25 protein-coding genes are annotated in these 17699 nt (G+C 54.7%); all 25 read left to right on the top strand.

Features of this window, described 5'->3' with window-relative positions; genetic code table 11:
• Nucleotides 1-38: 38 nt before the first annotated feature.
• The 25 genes from rpoC to rpmD all read left to right on the top strand — a co-directional run bounded on the left by rpoC (nt 39) and on the right by rpmD (nt 17696).
• Nucleotides 39-4238, top strand: a complete 4200-nt coding sequence (gene rpoC, locus AC07RO_RS22615; protein ID WP_108121483.1) for a DNA-directed RNA polymerase subunit beta' — start codon at nt 39-41, stop codon at nt 4236-4238.
• Nucleotides 4239-4440: 202 nt separating this feature from the next.
• Nucleotides 4441-4812, top strand: coding sequence for a 30S ribosomal protein S12 (rpsL, locus tag AC07RO_RS22610; protein ID WP_002555494.1), 372 nt, complete (start codon nt 4441-4443; stop codon nt 4810-4812).
• Between the two features lie 116 nt (nt 4813-4928).
• Complete coding sequence (rpsG, locus tag AC07RO_RS22605; RefSeq protein WP_002555493.1) at nt 4929-5399, top strand: 30S ribosomal protein S7; 471 nt, start codon at nt 4929-4931, stop codon at nt 5397-5399.
• Nucleotides 5400-5429: 30 nt separating this feature from the next.
• Nucleotides 5430-7535, top strand: a complete 2106-nt coding sequence (gene fusA, locus AC07RO_RS22600; RefSeq protein ID WP_192174976.1) for an elongation factor G — start codon at nt 5430-5432, stop codon at nt 7533-7535.
• 31 nt (nt 7536-7566) lie between these two features.
• The gene (tuf, locus tag AC07RO_RS22595) at nt 7567-8760 is read left to right on the top strand and encodes an elongation factor Tu (RefSeq protein WP_024646116.1); all 1194 of its coding nucleotides are present in this window, start codon (nt 7567-7569) and stop codon (nt 8758-8760) included.
• Between the two features lie 139 nt (nt 8761-8899).
• Nucleotides 8900-9211 carry a 30S ribosomal protein S10 gene (gene rpsJ, locus AC07RO_RS22590; RefSeq protein ID WP_003186070.1) on the top strand — a complete coding sequence of 104 codons (312 nt, stop codon included), beginning with the start codon at nt 8900-8902 and terminating at the stop codon, nt 9209-9211.
• Nucleotides 9212-9292: 81 nt separating this feature from the next.
• Nucleotides 9293-9928 carry a 50S ribosomal protein L3 gene (rplC, locus tag AC07RO_RS22585; RefSeq protein ID WP_065988459.1) on the top strand — a complete coding sequence of 212 codons (636 nt, stop codon included), beginning with the start codon at nt 9293-9295 and terminating at the stop codon, nt 9926-9928.
• 12 nt (nt 9929-9940) lie between these two features.
• Nucleotides 9941-10543 (top strand): 50S ribosomal protein L4, encoded by a 603-nt coding sequence (gene rplD, locus AC07RO_RS22580; RefSeq protein WP_037017717.1) that lies wholly within the window; start codon nt 9941-9943, stop codon nt 10541-10543.
• Nucleotides 10540-10839 (top strand): 50S ribosomal protein L23, encoded by a 300-nt coding sequence (rplW, locus tag AC07RO_RS22575; RefSeq protein WP_065988457.1) that lies wholly within the window; start codon nt 10540-10542, stop codon nt 10837-10839. The genes rplD and rplW overlap by 4 nt, the downstream gene beginning before the upstream one ends.
• 14 nt (nt 10840-10853) lie before the next feature.
• Nucleotides 10854-11678 (top strand): 50S ribosomal protein L2, encoded by an 825-nt coding sequence (gene rplB / locus AC07RO_RS22570; protein ID WP_003210080.1) that lies wholly within the window; start codon nt 10854-10856, stop codon nt 11676-11678.
• 16 nt (nt 11679-11694) lie between these two features.
• Nucleotides 11695-11970, top strand: a complete 276-nt coding sequence (gene rpsS, locus AC07RO_RS22565) for a 30S ribosomal protein S19 (protein WP_002555486.1) — start codon at nt 11695-11697, stop codon at nt 11968-11970.
• Nucleotides 11971-11983: 13 nt separating this feature from the next.
• Nucleotides 11984-12316 carry a 50S ribosomal protein L22 gene (rplV, locus tag AC07RO_RS22560; protein WP_003103908.1) on the top strand — a complete coding sequence of 111 codons (333 nt, stop codon included), beginning with the start codon at nt 11984-11986 and terminating at the stop codon, nt 12314-12316.
• A 13-nt stretch (nt 12317-12329) separates the two neighbouring features.
• Nucleotides 12330-13016 carry a 30S ribosomal protein S3 gene (gene rpsC, locus AC07RO_RS22555; protein ID WP_003176422.1) on the top strand — a complete coding sequence of 229 codons (687 nt, stop codon included), beginning with the start codon at nt 12330-12332 and terminating at the stop codon, nt 13014-13016.
• 12 nt (nt 13017-13028) lie between these two features.
• Nucleotides 13029-13442, top strand: coding sequence for a 50S ribosomal protein L16 (gene rplP / locus AC07RO_RS22550; RefSeq protein ID WP_003186052.1), 414 nt, complete (start codon nt 13029-13031; stop codon nt 13440-13442).
• Complete coding sequence (rpmC, locus tag AC07RO_RS22545; RefSeq protein WP_002555481.1) at nt 13442-13633, top strand: 50S ribosomal protein L29; 192 nt, start codon at nt 13442-13444, stop codon at nt 13631-13633. Before rplP ends, rpmC begins: the two co-directional genes overlap by 1 nt.
• 2 nt (nt 13634-13635) lie before the next feature.
• A complete protein-coding gene (rpsQ, locus tag AC07RO_RS22540; RefSeq protein ID WP_003194644.1) occupies nt 13636-13902 on the top strand; it encodes a 30S ribosomal protein S17 in 267 nt (88 codons plus the stop codon).
• Nucleotides 13903-13925: 23 nt separating this feature from the next.
• Entirely contained in the window at nt 13926-14294 is a 369-nt protein-coding gene (rplN, locus tag AC07RO_RS22535) for a 50S ribosomal protein L14 (RefSeq protein WP_002555479.1), read from the top strand.
• An 11-nt stretch (nt 14295-14305) separates the two neighbouring features.
• A complete protein-coding gene (gene rplX / locus AC07RO_RS22530; RefSeq protein ID WP_002555478.1) occupies nt 14306-14620 on the top strand; it encodes a 50S ribosomal protein L24 in 315 nt (104 codons plus the stop codon).
• 20 nt (nt 14621-14640) lie between these two features.
• Nucleotides 14641-15180, top strand: a complete 540-nt coding sequence (gene rplE / locus AC07RO_RS22525) for a 50S ribosomal protein L5 (protein ID WP_037017720.1) — start codon at nt 14641-14643, stop codon at nt 15178-15180.
• A gap of 13 nt (nt 15181-15193) precedes the next feature.
• A complete protein-coding gene (gene rpsN / locus AC07RO_RS22520) occupies nt 15194-15499 on the top strand; it encodes a 30S ribosomal protein S14 (RefSeq protein WP_003186042.1) in 306 nt (101 codons plus the stop codon).
• A gap of 214 nt (nt 15500-15713) precedes the next feature.
• Nucleotides 15714-16106, top strand: coding sequence for a 30S ribosomal protein S8 (gene rpsH, locus AC07RO_RS22515; protein WP_037017722.1), 393 nt, complete (start codon nt 15714-15716; stop codon nt 16104-16106).
• Nucleotides 16107-16118: 12 nt separating this feature from the next.
• Nucleotides 16119-16652: a 50S ribosomal protein L6 gene (gene rplF / locus AC07RO_RS22510; protein WP_108121485.1), complete on the top strand. Its 534-nt coding sequence runs from the start codon at nt 16119-16121 to the stop codon at nt 16650-16652.
• Between the two features lie 10 nt (nt 16653-16662).
• Nucleotides 16663-17013 carry a 50S ribosomal protein L18 gene (gene rplR / locus AC07RO_RS22505; protein ID WP_037017727.1) on the top strand — a complete coding sequence of 117 codons (351 nt, stop codon included), beginning with the start codon at nt 16663-16665 and terminating at the stop codon, nt 17011-17013.
• Between the two features lie 3 nt (nt 17014-17016).
• Nucleotides 17017-17517, top strand: coding sequence for a 30S ribosomal protein S5 (rpsE, locus tag AC07RO_RS22500; RefSeq protein ID WP_037017729.1), 501 nt, complete (start codon nt 17017-17019; stop codon nt 17515-17517).
• 2 nt (nt 17518-17519) lie between these two features.
• A complete protein-coding gene (gene rpmD / locus AC07RO_RS22495) occupies nt 17520-17696 on the top strand; it encodes a 50S ribosomal protein L30 (RefSeq protein ID WP_028621547.1) in 177 nt (58 codons plus the stop codon).
• The last annotated feature ends 3 nt before the right edge of the window (nt 17697-17699 follow it).

The raw sequence follows: 17699 nt of genomic DNA, 5'->3' as shown, positions 1-17699 counted from the left end.
CGGTATGACTGCCCTCTGCTCCGCCAGGAGGAAAGGCCTTGAAAGACCTACTGAATTTGCTGAAAAACCAGGGTCAAGTCGAAGAGTTCGACGCCATCCGTATCGGATTGGCATCGCCTGAGATGATCCGTTCGTGGTCGTTCGGTGAAGTTAAAAAGCCGGAAACCATAAACTACCGTACGTTCAAACCTGAGCGTGACGGCCTTTTCTGCGCCAAGATCTTTGGCCCGGTCAAGGATTACGAGTGCCTGTGCGGTAAGTACAAGCGCTTGAAGCATCGTGGCGTTATCTGCGAAAAATGCGGCGTTGAAGTCGCACTGGCCAAAGTCCGTCGTGAGCGCATGGCTCACATCGAACTGGCATCGCCGGTTGCTCACATCTGGTTCCTGAAATCACTGCCGTCCCGTATCGGCTTGCTGATGGACATGACCCTGCGTGACATCGAACGCGTTCTCTACTTCGAGAGCTATGTCGTTATCGATCCGGGCATGACTACCCTCGAAAAAGGGCAGTTGCTTAACGACGAGCAATACTTCGAAGCCCTTGAAGAGTTCGGTGATGACTTCGACGCCCGTATGGGTGCCGAAGCTGTCCGTGAGCTGCTGCACGCTATTGATCTGGAACACGAGATTGGCCGTCTGCGCGAAGAGATTCCGCAAACCAACTCCGAAACCAAAATCAAGAAGCTGTCCAAACGTCTGAAGTTGATGGAAGCCTTCCAGGGTTCCGGCAACCTTCCAGAGTGGATGGTGTTGACCGTTCTGCCGGTTCTTCCGCCAGACCTGCGTCCACTGGTTCCACTGGATGGTGGTCGCTTCGCGACTTCTGACCTCAACGATCTGTATCGTCGGGTGATCAACCGTAACAACCGTTTGAAGCGTCTGCTGGATCTGTCTGCTCCTGACATCATCGTGCGCAACGAAAAGCGCATGCTGCAGGAAGCTGTGGATGCGCTGCTTGATAACGGTCGTCGCGGTCGCGCCATCACTGGTTCGAACAAGCGTCCTCTGAAATCCCTGGCTGACATGATCAAGGGTAAGCAGGGTCGTTTCCGTCAGAACTTGCTTGGTAAGCGTGTTGACTACTCTGGCCGTTCGGTAATTACCGTAGGTCCGACCCTGCGTCTGCACCAGTGCGGTCTGCCGAAGAAGATGGCACTTGAGCTGTTCAAGCCATTCATTTTCGGCAAGCTCGAAATGCGTGGTCTCGCGACCACCATCAAAGCTGCCAAGAAGATGGTTGAGCGCGAGCTGCCAGAAGTCTGGGACGTTCTCGCCGAAGTCATTCGCGAACACCCAGTGCTTCTGAACCGGGCGCCGACGCTTCACCGTCTGGGCATCCAGGCGTTTGAGCCGGTCCTCATCGAAGGTAAGGCAATCCAGCTGCACCCGCTGGTCTGTGCGGCATACAACGCCGACTTCGACGGTGACCAGATGGCCGTTCACGTGCCGCTGACGCTGGAAGCCCAGCTTGAAGCCCGTGCGCTGATGATGTCGACCAACAACATTCTGTCGCCTGCTAACGGTGAGCCAATCATCGTTCCTTCGCAGGACGTTGTATTGGGTCTGTACTACATGACTCGTGAAGCGATCAACGCCAAAGGCGAAGGTCGTGTATTCGCGGATCTGCAGGAAGTTGACCGTGTGTTCCGTGCCGGCGAAGCCGCACTGCATGCGAAAGTAAAAGTGCGCATCAACGAAACGGTCAATGATCGTGACGGTGGCAGCGTCAAGAACACCCGTATCGTCGACACAACCGTCGGCCGTGCGCTGCTGTTCCAGGTGGTCCCGGCCGGCCTGTCATACGACGTCGTCAACCAGCCGATGAAGAAGAAGGCAATCTCCAAGCTGATCAACCAGTGCTATCGCGTGGTTGGCCTGAAAGAGACCGTTATCTTCGCTGACCAGTTGATGTACACCGGTTTTGCCTATTCGACGATCTCGGGTGTTTCCATCGGCGTTAACGACTTCGTTATCCCTGATGAAAAAGCTCGCATCATCGACGCCGCAACCGATGAAGTGAAAGAGATCGAAAGTCAGTACGCCTCAGGCCTGGTTACTCAGGGCGAGAAGTACAACAAGGTGATCGACCTCTGGTCCAAGGCCAACGATGAAGTCTCGAAGGCGATGATGTCCAACCTCTCGAAAGAGAAGGTTGTGGACCGTCACGGTGAGACTGTTGACCAGGAATCCTTCAACTCGATGTATATGATGGCCGACTCGGGTGCGCGGGGTTCCGCAGCACAGATTCGTCAGCTGGCAGGTATGCGTGGTCTGATGGCCAAGCCGGATGGCTCGATCATCGAGACGCCGATCACTGCGAACTTCCGCGAAGGTTTGAGCGTTCTTCAGTACTTCATCTCGACTCACGGTGCTCGTAAGGGTCTTGCGGATACTGCGTTGAAAACCGCGAACTCCGGTTACCTGACTCGTCGTCTGGTAGACGTGGCACAAGATCTGGTTGTTACCGAGGTTGATTGCGGTACTGAACACGGTCTGGTAATGACGCCGCACATCGAAGGCGGTGATGTCGTAGAGCCGTTGGGCGAACGCGTATTGGGTCGAGTGATCGCCCGTGACGTATTCAAGCCTGGTACTGAAGATGTCATCGTTCCAGGCGGCACGCTGGTTGACGAGAAGTGGGTTGAATTCATCGAGCTGAATAGCATCGACGAAGTCATCGTGCGTTCCCCAATCAGCTGCGAAACCCGTTTCGGTATTTGCGCCAAATGCTACGGCCGAGATCTGGCACGTGGTCACCAGGTGAACATCGGTGAAGCTGTCGGCGTTATCGCCGCGCAGTCGATCGGTGAGCCGGGTACCCAGCTGACCATGCGTACATTCCACATCGGTGGTGCGGCAAGCCGTACTTCTGCTGCGGACAGTGTCCAGGTCAAGAACGGCGGTATCGTTCGTCTGCACAACTTGAAGCACGTTGAGCGTCTTGATGGCCACTTGGTCGCGGTTTCGCGTTCTGGTGAGCTGGCAATTGCCGACGAATTCGGGCGTGAGCGCGAGCGTTACAAACTGCCGTATGGCGCTGTGATTCTGGTGAAGGAAGGTGACAAGGTCGACGCAGGGTCCATCGTGGCCAAGTGGGATCCGCACACTCACCCAATCGTCACCGAGATGAAAGGCACCGTGACCTACGTGGGCATGGAAGAAGGTATTACGATCAAGCGCCAGACCGACGAATTGACCGGTTTGACCAACATCGAAGTACTGGATGCCAAAGACCGTCCTGCAGCAGGTAAAGACATTCGTCCTGCGGTCAAGATGGTTGGTGTTGATGGCAAGGATCTGTTGTTGCCGGGTACCGACGTACCCGCTCAGTACTTCCTGCCGGCAAACGCCCTCGTCGGTGTTGCGGATGGTGTGCAAGTGGGTGTGGGTGACGTTATCGCCCGTATTCCGCAAGAGACCTCCAAGACTCGCGACATCACCGGTGGTCTGCCGCGCGTTGCCGACTTGTTCGAAGCGCGTCGTCCGAAAGAAGCATCGATCCTGGCTGAAGTCAGCGGTACGATCGCGTTCGGTAAAGAGACCAAGGGCAAGCGCCGTCTGGTTATCACGCCAAACGATGGTACCGATCCGTACGAGGAGCTGATTCCAAAGTGGCGTCACCTCAACGTCTTTGAAGGTGAGCAGGTCAGCCGTGGTGAGGTTATCTCCGACGGTCCTAGCGATCCGCACGATATCCTGCGTCTGCTGGGTGTCAGCGCTCTGGCGAAATACATCGTCAACGAGATTCAGGACGTTTACCGCCTGCAAGGCGTGAAGATCAACGACAAGCATATCGAGACGATCCTGCGTCAGATGCTGCGTAAAGTCGAGATCGCTGAGTCGGGCGACTCCAGCTTCATCAAGGGCGACCAGATGGAGTTGACGCACGTACTGGTTGAAAACGAGCGCCTCGCGGCTGACGAGAAATTTGTTTCCAAATTTACTCGGGTGTTGCTCGGTATCACCAAGGCCTCGCTGTCCACCGAATCGTTCATCTCGGCGGCCTCCTTCCAGGAGACCACTCGCGTGTTGACCGAAGCGGCAGTGACCGGCAAGCGTGATTATCTGCGCGGCCTGAAAGAAAACGTGGTTGTGGGTCGTTTGATCCCTGCAGGTACCGGTCTGGCATATCACAGCGAGCGCAAGCGTCGTCGTGAAGCCGACAAGCCGATGCGTGTAAGTGCGAGCGAAGTTGAAGCCGCGCTGACCGAAGCGTTGAACTCAAGCAGTAATTGAGAGTAGGGCCCCGATTTTCATGGTCATTGGCATTACCCGGTTTCTATGGGTTGCCAGTGGCTGTGGACATCGGGGCTTTGCCTTGACTGGGGGCAGGATCCTCTTTAGACTCTTGTACCCCTAAATCTGGCGGGACGTATGTCCTGCCATTTTGCTTTTCTTGTAAGACAATAGCGTCGCAAGACAACAGTGGAGCTAGTAGATGGCAACTATCAACCAGCTGGTACGTCAGCCGCGTAAGCGTATCGTCGAGAAATCCGACGTGCCTGCGCTGCAGAACTGCCCGCAGCGTCGTGGTGTGTGCACTCGCGTGTATACAACTACGCCGAAAAAACCTAACTCGGCATTGCGTAAAGTCTGCCGTGTGCGTCTGACCAACGGTTTCGAGGTTTCCTCGTACATCGGTGGTGAAGGCCACAACCTGCAAGAGCACAGCGTCGTACTGATTCGCGGCGGCCGTGTAAAAGACTTGCCAGGTGTTCGTTACCACACCGTTCGCGGTTCGTTGGATACCTCCGGTGTCAAAGGTCGTAACCAGGGTCGTTCGAAGTACGGTACCAAGAAGCCTAAGTAGTAGCGGCTTTTTGTAAAAATTGAATCATCTTATTTTCTGAGTCGATAAGAGTAAGGTCGGAGGCGCCAGTAGGTGCTGATTCCGAGCGAACCTGAAGACCGTTTGAGGGCTTATCCATGCCAAGAAGACGCGTAGCAGCCAAGCGCGAAGTGCTTGACGATCCAAAATACGGCAGCCAGATCCTGGCCAAGTTCATGAACCACGTTATGGAAAGCGGCAAGAAAGCCGTTGCCGAGCGTATCGTTTATGGCGCGCTGGAAAAGGTTAAAGAACGCAAGAACTCCGATCCCCTGGAAATCTTCGAGAAAGCTCTCGACGCCATCGCTCCGCTGGTCGAAGTGAAGTCGCGCCGTGTAGGCGGTGCTACTTACCAGGTTCCGGTCGAAGTTCGTCCGTCCCGTCGTAATGCTCTGGCAATGCGTTGGCTGGTAGACTTCGCGCGCAAGCGCGGTGAGAAGTCTATGGCTCTGCGTTTGGCTGGCGAACTGTTGGACGCCGCCGAAGGTAAAGGTGCTGCGGTCAAGAAGCGTGAAGACGTGCACCGTATGGCTGAAGCCAACAAAGCTTTCTCGCACTACCGCTTCTAATTTCAGCGTCACTAATTTTGCGAGGGCTTTATGGCTCGTACTACACCGATCAACCGTTACCGTAACATTGGTATCGTTGCTCACGTGGATGCTGGTAAAACCACCACCACCGAGCGCGTCCTTTTTTACACCGGTAAAAGCCACAAGATGGGCGAGGTGCATGACGGCGCCGCGACCACCGACTGGATGGTTCAGGAGCAGGAGCGTGGTATTACCATTACTTCTGCTGCTATTACTGCCTTTTGGCAGGGTTCCGAGAAGCAACACAAAGACCAATACCGCTTCAACGTCATTGACACCCCGGGCCACGTAGACTTCACCATTGAAGTTGAGCGTTCCCTGCGTGTACTCGACGGCGCGGTCGTTGTGTTCTGTGGTACTTCTGGCGTTGAGCCTCAGTCCGAAACTGTATGGCGTCAAGCCAACAAGTACGGTGTTCCACGTATCGTTTACGTGAACAAAATGGACCGTGCTGGCGCAAACTTCCTGCGCGTAATTGCTCAGATCAAGCAGCGTCTGGGTCACACTCCGGTGCCGATCCAGCTGGCAATTGGTGCTGAAGACAACTTCCAGGGTCAGATCGATCTGATGTCCATGGAAGCGGTCTACTGGAACGATGCCGATAAGGGTATGGTCCCGGTTCGCAAGCCTATCCCTGCTGAATTGCAGGAACTGGCTAACGAATGGCGCAGCAACATGGTAGAGGCTGCGGCCGAAGCCAATGAAGAGCTGATGAACAAGTACCTTGAGGGTGAAGAACTCACCAACGAGGAAATCAAGGCCGCTCTGCGTCAGCGTACTATCGCTGGTGAGATCGTTCTTGCTGTTTGCGGTTCTTCCTTCAAGAACAAGGGTGTCCCCCTGGTTCTCGACGCCGTTATCGACTACCTGCCAGCTCCAGTCGACATTCCTGCTATCAAGGGCACCAACCCTGATAACGAAGAAGAAGAGATGGAGCGTCACGCAGACGACAACGAGCCGTTCTCGGCTCTGGCGTTCAAGATCGCTACCGACCCATTCGTGGGTACCTTGACGTTCGTCCGTGTTTACTCGGGCGTGTTGGCATCCGGCGACGGCGTGATCAACTCGGTCAAGGGCAAAAAAGAGCGCGTGGGTCGTATGGTGCAAATGCACGCAAACGCTCGCGAAGAGATCAAGGAAGTACGCGCTGGTGACATCGCGGCCTTGATCGGCATGAAGGACGTCACCACTGGTGAAACGTTGTGCAACGCTGACAAGCCAATCATCCTGGTTCGGATGGACTTCCCGGAGCCGGTTATTTCGGTTGCCGTAGAGCCTAAAACCAAGGATGACCAGGAAAAAATGGGTATCGCACTGGGCAAACTTGCTCAGGAAGACCCGTCTTTCCGCGTCAAAACTGATGAAGAGACTGGTCAGACGATCATCTCTGGCATGGGCGAGCTGCACCTGGACATCCTGGTTGACCGGATGCGCCGTGAGTTTAACGTCGAAGCCAACATCGGTAAGCCTCAGGTTTCGTATCGTGAGCGCATCACGAAGAACTGTGAAATCGAAGGCAAGTTCGTTCGCCAGTCCGGCGGTCGTGGTCAGTTCGGCCACTGCTGGATCCGTTTTGCACCTGCTGACGAAGGTCAGGAAGGTCTGCAATTCGTGAACGAAGTAGTGGGTGGTGTGGTTCCTAAGGAATACATCCCGGCTATCCAGAAGGGCATCGAAGAGCAGATGAAGAACGGCGTTGTTGCCGGCTATCCGCTGATCGGCCTGAAGGCTACCGTGTTTGATGGTTCTTACCACGACGTCGACTCGAACGAGATGGCGTTTAAGGTGGCTGCTTCCATGGCGACCAAGCAACTGGCCCAGAAGGGCGGTGGTGAGTTGCTTGAGCCGATCATGGCTGTAGAGGTTGTTACGCCTGAAGACTATATGGGTGACGTGATGGGCGACCTTAATCGTCGTCGCGGCATGATCCTGGGTATGGAAGATACGGTCTCCGGCAAAGTAATTCGTGCCGAGGTTCCGTTGGGTGAGATGTTCGGTTATGCGACCGACGTTCGCTCCATGTCCCAAGGTCGCGCAAGCTACTCTATGGAATTCAAAAAATACAATACAGCTCCGTCGCACATCGTCGAAACTGTAACCAAAAAACAAGGCTGATTCAGCGCCTTTAGGCTAGGAGTTATTTGTCGTGGCTAAAGAAAAATTTGATCGTTCCCTTCCGCACGTCAACGTTGGCACTATCGGTCACGTTGACCATGGTAAAACCACGCTGACCGCTGCTCTGACTCGCGTCTGCTCCGAAGTTTTCGGTTCGGCTCGTGTTGACTTCGACAAGATCGACAGCGCACCAGAAGAGAAGGCTCGCGGTATCACCATCAACACTGCTCACGTTGAGTACAACTCGTCCGTGCGTCACTACGCACACGTTGACTGCCCAGGTCACGCCGACTACGTGAAGAACATGATCACTGGTGCTGCCCAAATGGACGGCGCTATCCTGGTTTGTTCGGCTGCTGATGGTCCGATGCCACAAACTCGTGAGCACATCCTGCTGTCCCGTCAGGTAGGCGTTCCGTACATCGTGGTCTTCCTGAACAAGGCTGACCTGGTAGACGACGCTGAGCTGCTGGAACTGGTTGAGATGGAAGTACGCGATCTGCTGAGCACTTACGACTTCCCGGGCGACGACACTCCAATCATCATCGGCTCTGCACGCATGGCGTTGGAAGGCAAAGACGACAACGAGATGGGCACCACTGCCGTCAAGAAGTTGGTTGAAACTCTGGACAGCTACATTCCTCAGCCAGAGCGTGCTGTCGACAAGCCGTTCCTGATGCCAATCGAAGACGTATTCTCGATCTCCGGTCGCGGTACTGTTGTGACTGGTCGTGTTGAGCGCGGTATCGTCAAGGTTCAAGATCCACTGGAAATCGTTGGTCTGCGTGACACTACTGTCACCACCTGCACCGGTGTTGAAATGTTCCGTAAGCTGCTCGACGAAGGTCGTGCTGGCGAGAACTGCGGCGTTCTGTTGCGCGGCACCAAGCGTGACGACGTTGAGCGTGGCCAGGTTCTGGTCAAGCCAGGCACCGTCAAGCCGCACACTCAGTTCGAAGCTGAAATTTACGTGCTGAGCAAAGAAGAAGGCGGCCGTCACACTCCGTTCTTCAAGGGCTACCGTCCACAGTTCTACTTCCGTACTACCGACGTAACTGGTAGCTGCGAACTGCCGGAAGGCGTTGAGATGGTTATGCCAGGCGATAACGTGAAAGTTTCCGTTACCCTGATCAAGCCAATCGCAATGGAAGACGGTCTGCGTTTCGCTATTCGTGAAGGCGGTCGTACCGTCGGCGCTGGCGTCGTGGCCAAAATCATCGCGTAAGCGATGATCTTCAAAAAGAGCCCCCGCTTGCGGGGGCTTTTTTATTGGGTTGACACCCCGTTAGCTCGTCTATAGAATTGCGCCTCCTTTAAACGGGCGTATTGCGCTCGGTGGGAAGTAGCCTGGAGTCTGAAATCCAATGCAAAATCAGCAAATCCGTATCAGGTTGAAGGCTTTTGACCATCGCCTGATCGACCAATCCACCCAGGAAATCGTGGAAACCGCGAAACGTACTGGTGCTCAAGTGCGTGGTCCGATTCCACTCCCTACCCGTAAAGAGCGGTTCACCGTTCTGGTTTCTCCGCACGTCAACAAAGACGCGCGCGACCAGTACGAGATCCGCACTCATAAGCGTGTTCTGGACATCGTCCAGCCAACGGATAAAACCGTTGATGCGCTGATGAAGCTTGATCTTGCGGCAGGTGTGGAAGTACAGATCAGCCTCGGCTAAGACTCGGGTCTTAGTCGTGTAACGCTCTGAAATGGGCGGCCATAGCGGGTGAAAGCCCCGTACACTCATGAGGTTTACAACATGACTATTGGTGTAGTCGGTCGTAAATGCGGTATGACCCGTATTTTCACCGAAGAAGGTGTCTCCATTCCGGTTACGGTCATTGAGATCGAGCCGAATCGCGTCACCCAGTTCAAAACCGAAGAAGTCGATGGCTATCGTGCAGTGCAAGTCACTGTCGGCGTTCGTCGTGCTTCCCGTGTGACTGCTGCTCAAGCAGGTCACTTCGCTAAAGCGAACGTTGCTGCAGGTCGTACTGTCCTGGAATTCCGTCTTGAAGAAGGCGAATACAAGGCTGGCGATCTGATCAATGCAGAAATCTTTGCTGCTGGCCAGATGGTAGATGTTACCGGTCAGTCCAAGGGTAAAGGCTTCCAAGGTACTATCAAGCGCCACAATTTCCGTGGTCAAGATAATACTCACGGTAACTCCGTGTCCCACCGCGTCCCGGGCTCTATCGGCCAGTGCCAGACTCCTGGTCGTGTATTCAAGGGCAAAAAAATGTCCGGTCATATGGGCGCTGAGCGCGTGACCGTGCAGTCCCTGGAAGTAGTGCGCGTGGACGCTGAACGCAATCTGTTGTTGGTCAAGGGTGCTGTTCCTGGCGCTACTGGCGGCAATGTGGTTGTACGTCCAGCAGCCAAGGCTCGCGGTTAAGGGGAAGCTGACATGCAATTAAATGTAAATGACGCTCAAGCGATCGAAGTTTCCGAACTGACATTTGGCGGCGAATTCAACGAGACGCTGGTTCACCAGGCAGTCGTGGCCTACATGGCTGGCGGTCGTCAGGGTAGCAAGCAGCAAAAGACCCGTTCTGACGTATCCGGTGGCGGTAAGCGCCCTTGGCGTCAAAAGGGTACTGGCCGTGCTCGTGCCGGTACTATCCGTAGCCCGATCTGGCGCGGCGGCGGTACCACTTTCGCAGCACGTCCTCAGGATCACTCTCAGAAGCTCAACAAGAAGATGTATCGCGCTGCACTGCGCTCCATCCTTGCTGAACTGGTCCGTACTGATCGTCTGGTCGTGGTTCAGGATTTCGCTGTTGAATCGCCGAAAACCAAAGATCTGCTGGGCAAGCTGAATGACATGAGCCTGACCGACGTTTTGATCGTGTCGGACGCTGTTGATCAGAACCTGTACCTGGCTGCTCGTAACCTGCCGCACGTTGATGTACGTGATGTTCAAGGTTCCGATCCAGTTAGTCTGATCGCATACGACAAAGTGTTGATCACTGTGTCGGCCGTGAAGAAATTCGAGGAGCTGCTGGGATGAACCAGGAACGCGTATTTAAAGTTCTGCTTGGCCCGCACGTTTCCGAGAAGGCTACGGTTCTGGCAGACAAAAAAGGTCAGTTCGTTTTCAAGGTTGCTACTGATGCAACCAAGCTGGAAATCAAGAAGGCCGTCGAAAGCCTGTTCAGCGTGAAAGTAGAGCGTGTCACTACCCTGAATGTTATGGGTAAGACCAAGCGCACTGCTCGCGGTCTGGGCAAGCGTAATGACTGGAAGAAGGCGGTTATCTCCCTTCAGCCAGGCCAAGATCTCGATTTCAGCAGCAGTGCTGAGTAAGGAAGGGGTGCATCATGGCAATCGTTAAATGCAAACCGACTTCCCCTGGCCGCCGTTTTGTGGTCAAGGTGGTCAACCAGGAGCTGCATAAAGGCGCTCCTCACGCACCGCTGCTCGAGAAAAAATCGAAGACTGGTGGTCGTAACAACAATGGCCGCATCACTACTCGTCACATCGGTGGTGGTCATAAGCAGCATTATCGTCTGGTCGATTTCCGTCGCAACGACAAGGATGGCATTGCTGCCACCGTCGAGCGTATTGAATACGATCCAAACCGTACTGCTCACATCGCACTGCTGCTGTACGCAGACGGCGAGCGTCGTTACATCATCGCGCCTAAAGGCGTGAGTGCTGGCGACCAGCTGATCGCGGGCGCTTTGGCTCCAATCAAGCCAGGCAACGCTCTGCAGCTGCGCAACATCCCAGTGGGTTCTACCGTTCACGGCATCGAACTGAAGCCGGGTAAAGGTGCTCAGATCGCTCGTTCTGCTGGTGCGTCTGCACAGCTGATCGCTCGTGAAGGTGTCTACGTGACTCTGCGTCTTCGCTCCGGTGAGATGCGTAAAGTTCTGGCTGAATGCCGTGCGACTCTGGGTGAGGTCTCGAACTCCGAGCACAGCCTGCGTTCGCTGGGTAAAGCTGGTGCCAAACGCTGGCGTGGCGTTCGCCCAACCGTTCGTGGTGTTGCCATGAACCCGGTTGACCACCCACATGGTGGTGGTGAAGGTCGTACCTCTGGTGGTCGTCATCCGGTATCGCCGTGGGGCTTCCCGACTAAGGGCGCGAAGACTCGTGGTAATAAGCGTACCGACAAAATGATCGTCCGTCGTCGCAAGTAAATAGAGGGATACGACAGTGCCACGTTCTCTGAAAAAAGGTCCTTTTATTGATCTTCACCTACTGAAGAAGATCGAAGTGGCGGCGGAAAAGAACGATCGCAAACCAGTTAAGACCTGGTCGCGTCGTTCTATGATCCTGCCACAAATGGTCGGTTTGACCATTGCTGTGCATAACGGTCGTCAGCATGTTCCTGTTCTCGTGAACGAAGACATGGTCGGCCACAAACTAGGCGAGTTTGCCGGTACCCGCACTTATCGTGGGCACGTGGCAGACAAGAAAGCCAAGCGTTAAGGGGTAAGGAACGATGGAAGTAGCCGCTAAGTTGTCGGGCGCTCGAATCTCCGCCCAGAAAGCCCGCTTGGTCGCCGACCAGATCCGCGGGAAGAAGGTGGGCGAAGCGCTCAACCTGTTGGCTTTCAGCAGTAAGAAAGCCGCCGAGATCATGAAGAAAGTGCTGGAGTCGGCCGTAGCCAACGCCGAGCATAACGAAGGCGCAGACGTTGATGACCTCAAGGTCTCCACCGTTTTCGTCAACGAAGGGCGTTCGCTGAAGCGCATCATGCCACGTGCCAAAGGCCGTGCTGATCGCATCGTCAAGCGGTCTTGCCATATCACTGTCAAGGTTGCTGACAAGTAACGGAGTCGAAGAGATGGGTCAGAAAGTACATCCCATTGGCATTCGCCTGGGAATCGTCAAGGAGCACACCTCCGTCTGGTACGCAGACGGTCGGACTTATGCGGACTATTTGTTCGCTGATCTGAAGGTGCGAGAGTATCTCCAAGACAAACTAAAAAGCGCGTCCGTAAGCCGTATCGATATCCATCGTCCGGCGCAGACTGCACGCATCACCATCCACACCGCTCGTCCAGGTATCGTTATCGGGAAGAAAGGTGAAGATGTTGAGAAGCTGCGTCAGGACCTGACCAAGCAAATGGGTGTGCCTGTGCACATCAATATCGAAGAGATCCGTAAGCCGGAGCTCGACGGTATGCTGGTTGCGCAGAGCGTAGCTCAGCAGCTGGAGCGTCGCGTAATGTTCCGTCGCGCTATGAAGCGTGCAGTGCAGAACGCCATGCGCATTGGTGCCAAAGGCATCAAAATCCAAGTGAGCGGTCGTCTCGGCGGTGCTGAAATCGCACGTACTGAATGGTATCGCGAAGGTCGTGTGCCATTGCACACCCTGCGTGCCGACATCGACTATGCCAACTACGAAGCTCACACCACTTACGGTGTGATCGGTGTAAAGGTTTGGATCTTCAAAGGCGAAGTAATTGGTGGTCGCCAAGAAGAGCTGAAACCGCAAGCACCAGCGCCTCGTAAAAAAGCTGCTAAGTAAGGGGTACGCCAAATGTTGCAACCTAAGCGTACGAAGTTCCGCAAGCAGATGACCGGCCACAACCGTGGTCTGGCATTGCGCGGTAGCAAAGTCAGCTTCGGCGAGTTCGCGCTGAAGTCTGTTGCTCGTGGTCGTCTCACCGCTCGTCAGATCGAGTCAGCGCGTCGTGCACTGACCCGTCACGTTAAACGTGGCGGCAAGATCTGGATCCGTGTATTCCCGGACAAGCCTGTCACCAAAAAGCCACTCGAAGTTCGGATGGGTAAAGGTAAGGGTAACGTGGAGTACTGGGTTGCCCAGATTCAGCCAGGCAAAGTCCTGTATGAAATCGAGGGTGTTTCCGAAGAGTTGGCGCGTGAGGCTTTCGCCCTGGCTGCTGCAAAGCTGCCGCTCGCCACCTCCTTTGTTAAGCGGACGGTGATGTGATGAAAGCGAATGAACTTCGTGAAAAATCAGCACAGCAACTGAACGAGCAACTGCTCGGCTTGCTGCGCGACCAGTTCAATCTGCGCATGCAGAAAGCAACTGGCCAGTTGGGGCAGTCTCACCTGCTCTCGCAAGTTAAGCGTGACATCGCTCGCGTGAAGACTGTGCTCAACCAGCAGGCAGGTAAGTAATCATGGCTGAAGCCGAAAAAACCGTCCGTACGCTGACTGGCCGTGTCGTCAGCGACAAGATGGACAAGACCATCACCGTACTGATCGAGCGTCGCGTCAAGCACCCAATCTACGGTAAATACGTTAAGCGTTCGACTAAGCTGCACGCGCACGACGAAACCAATCAGTGCCACATCGGCGACAAGGTCACTATTCGTGAAACTCGTCCGATGGCCAAGACTAAGTCCTGGGCACTGGTTGATGTTCTCGAACGCGCTGTGGAAGTCTAAGGGCTAGGGGTCGGAGAAATTATATGATTCAGACTCAATCCATGCTCGATGTGGCCGATAACAGCGGCGCACGCCGCGTTATGTGCATCAAGGTGCTTGGTGGCTCTCATCGTCGTTACGCTGGTATCGGTGACATCATCAAAGTTACCGTCAAGGAAGCAATTCCGCGCGGTAAGGTGAAAAAAGGCCAAGTGATGACTGCAGTAGTAGTCCGCACTCGCCATGGTGTTCGTCGCGCAGACGGCTCCATCATCCGCTTTGATGGCAACGCTGCTGTTCTGTTGAACAACAAGCAAGAGCCGATCGGCACCCGTATCTTTGGGCCAGTGACCCGTGAACTTCGTACTGAGAAGTTCATGAAGATCGTCTCGCTCGCCCCAGAAGTGCTGTAAGGAGATCCGACATGCAAAAGATTCGTCGTGACGACGAGATCATCGTGATCGCCGGCAAAGACAAAGGTAAGCGCGGTAAGGTGCTCAAGGTTCTCGCTGACGACCGCTTGGTCGTTGGTGGGATCAACCTGGTGAAGCGTCATACCAAGCCAAACCCGATGTCGGGCGTACAGGGCGGTATCGTCGAGAAAGAAGCGCCATTGCACGCTTCTAACGTCGCCATTTTCAACGGCGCAACCAACAAGGCTGACCGCGTTGGTTTCAAAGTTGAAGACGGCAAGAAAATTCGTGTCTTCAAGTCGACCCAAAAAGCGGTTGATGCTTGAACACTGCTAGGTAGAAGACCATGGCACGACTAAAAGAGATTTACTGGAAAGAAATCGCACCGAAGCTTAAGGAAGAACTTAAGCTTTCGAACGTGATGGAAGTTCCACGCGTTACCAAGATCACCCTGAACATGGGTCTGGGCGAAGCGATCGGCGACAAAAAAGTCATCGAGCACGCTGTTGCAGATCTGGAAAAAATCACCGGCCAAAAAGTCGTCGTGACCTACGCTCGCAAATCTATCGCTGGCTTTAAAGTCCGTGAAGGTTGGCCGATCGGCGTCAAAGTGACTCTGCGCCGTGAGCGTATGTATGAATTCCTGGATCGTCTGCTGTCGATCTCCCTGCCTCGGGTCCGCGACTTCCGCGGCCTGAATGCCAAGTCCTTCGATGGTCGTGGTAACTACAGCATGGGCGTTAAAGAGCAGATCATTTTCCCGGAAATCGACTACGACAAGATCGATGCCCTGCGCGGTCTGGACATTACCCTGACCACCACTGCTCGTACGGACGAAGAAGGTCGCGCATTGCTGCGTGCTTTCAAGTTCCCGTTCCGCAACTGATTGGAGTAGGACCATGGCCAAGAAGAGCATGAAAAACCGTGAGCTGAAGCGTCAGCTCACCGTTGCCAAGTACGCTACCAAGCGTGCTGCGCTGAAAGCGATCATCGTGGATCTGAACGCAAGTCCAGAAGCACGTTGGGAAGCTACGGTCGCACTGCAGAAGCAGCCACGTGACGCAAGTGCCTCGCGCATGCGTAACCGTTGCCGCCTGACAGGTCGTCCGCACGGCGTGTACCGCAAGTTCGGCCTCGGCCGTAACATGCTGCGTCAAGCAGCAATGCGTGGCGACGTACCAGGTCTGGTTAAAGCCAGCTGGTAAGCAGTTATTCACGCAGTATGCCCATTGTGTTCACGTCGAACCGATGGGCGTAGAGCCTGAATTTGAATCAAGCCCCTTTTGGGGCTTGATTCATTTCTGGGGTGCGCCTAGAATTGCCGGCTCGCCAGAGCCCGTGCTCGCACGTGCCCGGAATTTTAAGGCGACAGGTTGTAGCCGTAAGGCTCATTTTTTTTGTATCAGGAGCGTCTAGCCCATGAGTATGCAGGACCCGTTAGCGGACATGCTAACTCGTATCCGTAATGCCCAGATGGCTGAAAAGCCCGTCGTAAGCATGCCATCCTCCACGTTGAAGGTGGCTGTAGCCAAAGTCCTGAAGGACGAAGGTTACATTGCGGGTTATCAGATCAGCAGCGAAACAAAGCCGTTGCTATCCATCGAGCTGAAGTACTTCGAAGGCCGTCCGGTCATCGAGGAAGTGAAGCGCGTTAGCCGTCCAGGCCTGCGTCAGTACAAGTCCGTCGATGAGTTGCCAAAAGTTCGTGGCGGCCTCGGTGTGTCTATCGTCTCCACCAACAAAGGTGTGATGACGGATCGTGCTGCGCGCGCTGCCGGTGTCGGCGGCGAAGTGCTTTGCACTGTGTTCTAAGGGGGGATAAGCATGTCACGCGTAGCTAAGAACCCCGTTAAGTTGCCAGCAGGCGTCGAAGTCAAGCTCGTCGGCCAGCAGCTTTCGGTGAAGGGTGCCAAGGGCACTCTAGACCTGAACATTCATTCGTCCGTTGAAATTGTTGAAGAGTCCGGTGAGCTGCGTTTTGCTGCTCGCAACGGCGATCAACAAACTCGCGCAATGGCCGGTACCACTCGTGCGTTGGTAAACAACATGGTCCAAGGCGTAAGCCAAGGCTTCGAGCGCAAGCTCCAGCTGGTCGGTGTTGGTTACAAAGCGCAAGCAAAAGGCACGGTACTGAACCTGGCCCTTGGCTTCTCGCACCCAGTGGACTACGAATTGCCGGAAGGCATCACCGCTGAGACTCCCAACCAAACCGATATCGTTATTCGCGGTATCGACAAGCAGTTGGTTGGTCAAGTGGCCGCTGAGATCCGCGACTTCCGCCGTCCAGAGCCGTACAAAGGCAAAGGCGTGCGTTACGCGGACGAAGTCGTCCGTCGTAAAGAAGCCAAGAAGAAGTAGGGCATAGCAAATGACCGTCAAAAAAGTTACCCGACTGCGTCGCGCTCGCAAAGCACGCCTGAAAATGCACGAACTCGAAGTCGTGCGTCTCTGCGTGTACCGCTCTTCGCAGCACATTTATGCCCAGGTCATCTCGGCCGACGGCAGCAAAGTCCTGGCAAACGCCTCGACTTTGGACAAAGAACTGCGTGATGGCGCCACTGGCAACATCGACGCGGCCACTAAAGTTGGCCAGCTGATCGCTGAGCGTGCGAAAGCCGCCGGTGTATCGCAAGTGGCTTTTGATCGTTCTGGCTTCAAGTACCACGGTCGCGTTAAGGCGCTGGCTGATGCTGCTCGTGAAGGCGGGCTGGAGTTCTAAGTTATGTCAAATAACGACCAAAAACGCGACGAAGGCTACATCGAGAAGCTGGTACAAGTTAATCGCGTAGCAAAAACCGTTAAAGGCGGCCGTATCTTCACTTTCACCGCGTTGACCGTGGTTGGTGATGGTAAAGGGCGTGTTGGCTTCGGCCGTGGCAAGTCACGTGAAGTGCCTGCTGCGATCCAGAAGGCAATGGAAGCTGCTCGCCGCAACATGATCCAGGTTGATCTGAACGGCACCACGCTGCAGTACGCTATCAAGTCCGCTCATGGGGCTTCGAAGGTCTACATGCAGCCTGCGTCGGAAGGTACTGGCATCATCGCTGGCGGCGCAATGCGCGCCGTTCTCGAAGTTGCTGGCGTCCACAACGTTCTGGCCAAGTGCTACGGTTCGACTAACCCGGTCAACGTTGTTCACGCAACGTTCAAGGGTTTGAAGACCATGCAGTCCCCTGAGTCCATCGCTGCTAAACGCGGCCTGAACGTCCAGGAGATCTTCTGATCATGGCTACCGTTAAAGTAACGCTGATCAAAAGCATGACCGGCCGCATCCCTAACCACAAATTGTGCGTTAAGGGTTTGGGTCTGCGTCGCATCGGTCACACTGTAGAAGTCGTTGATACCCCGGAAAACCGTGGGATGATCAACAAGGCTTACTACATGCTGCGAGTCGAGGGTTAATCG

This window comes from Pseudomonas sp. GW821-FHT07F05 (assembly GCF_059418765.1).
The sequence above is the reverse complement of the archived record's forward strand: the minus strand, read 5'-3'. Positions and strand labels throughout refer to the sequence as shown.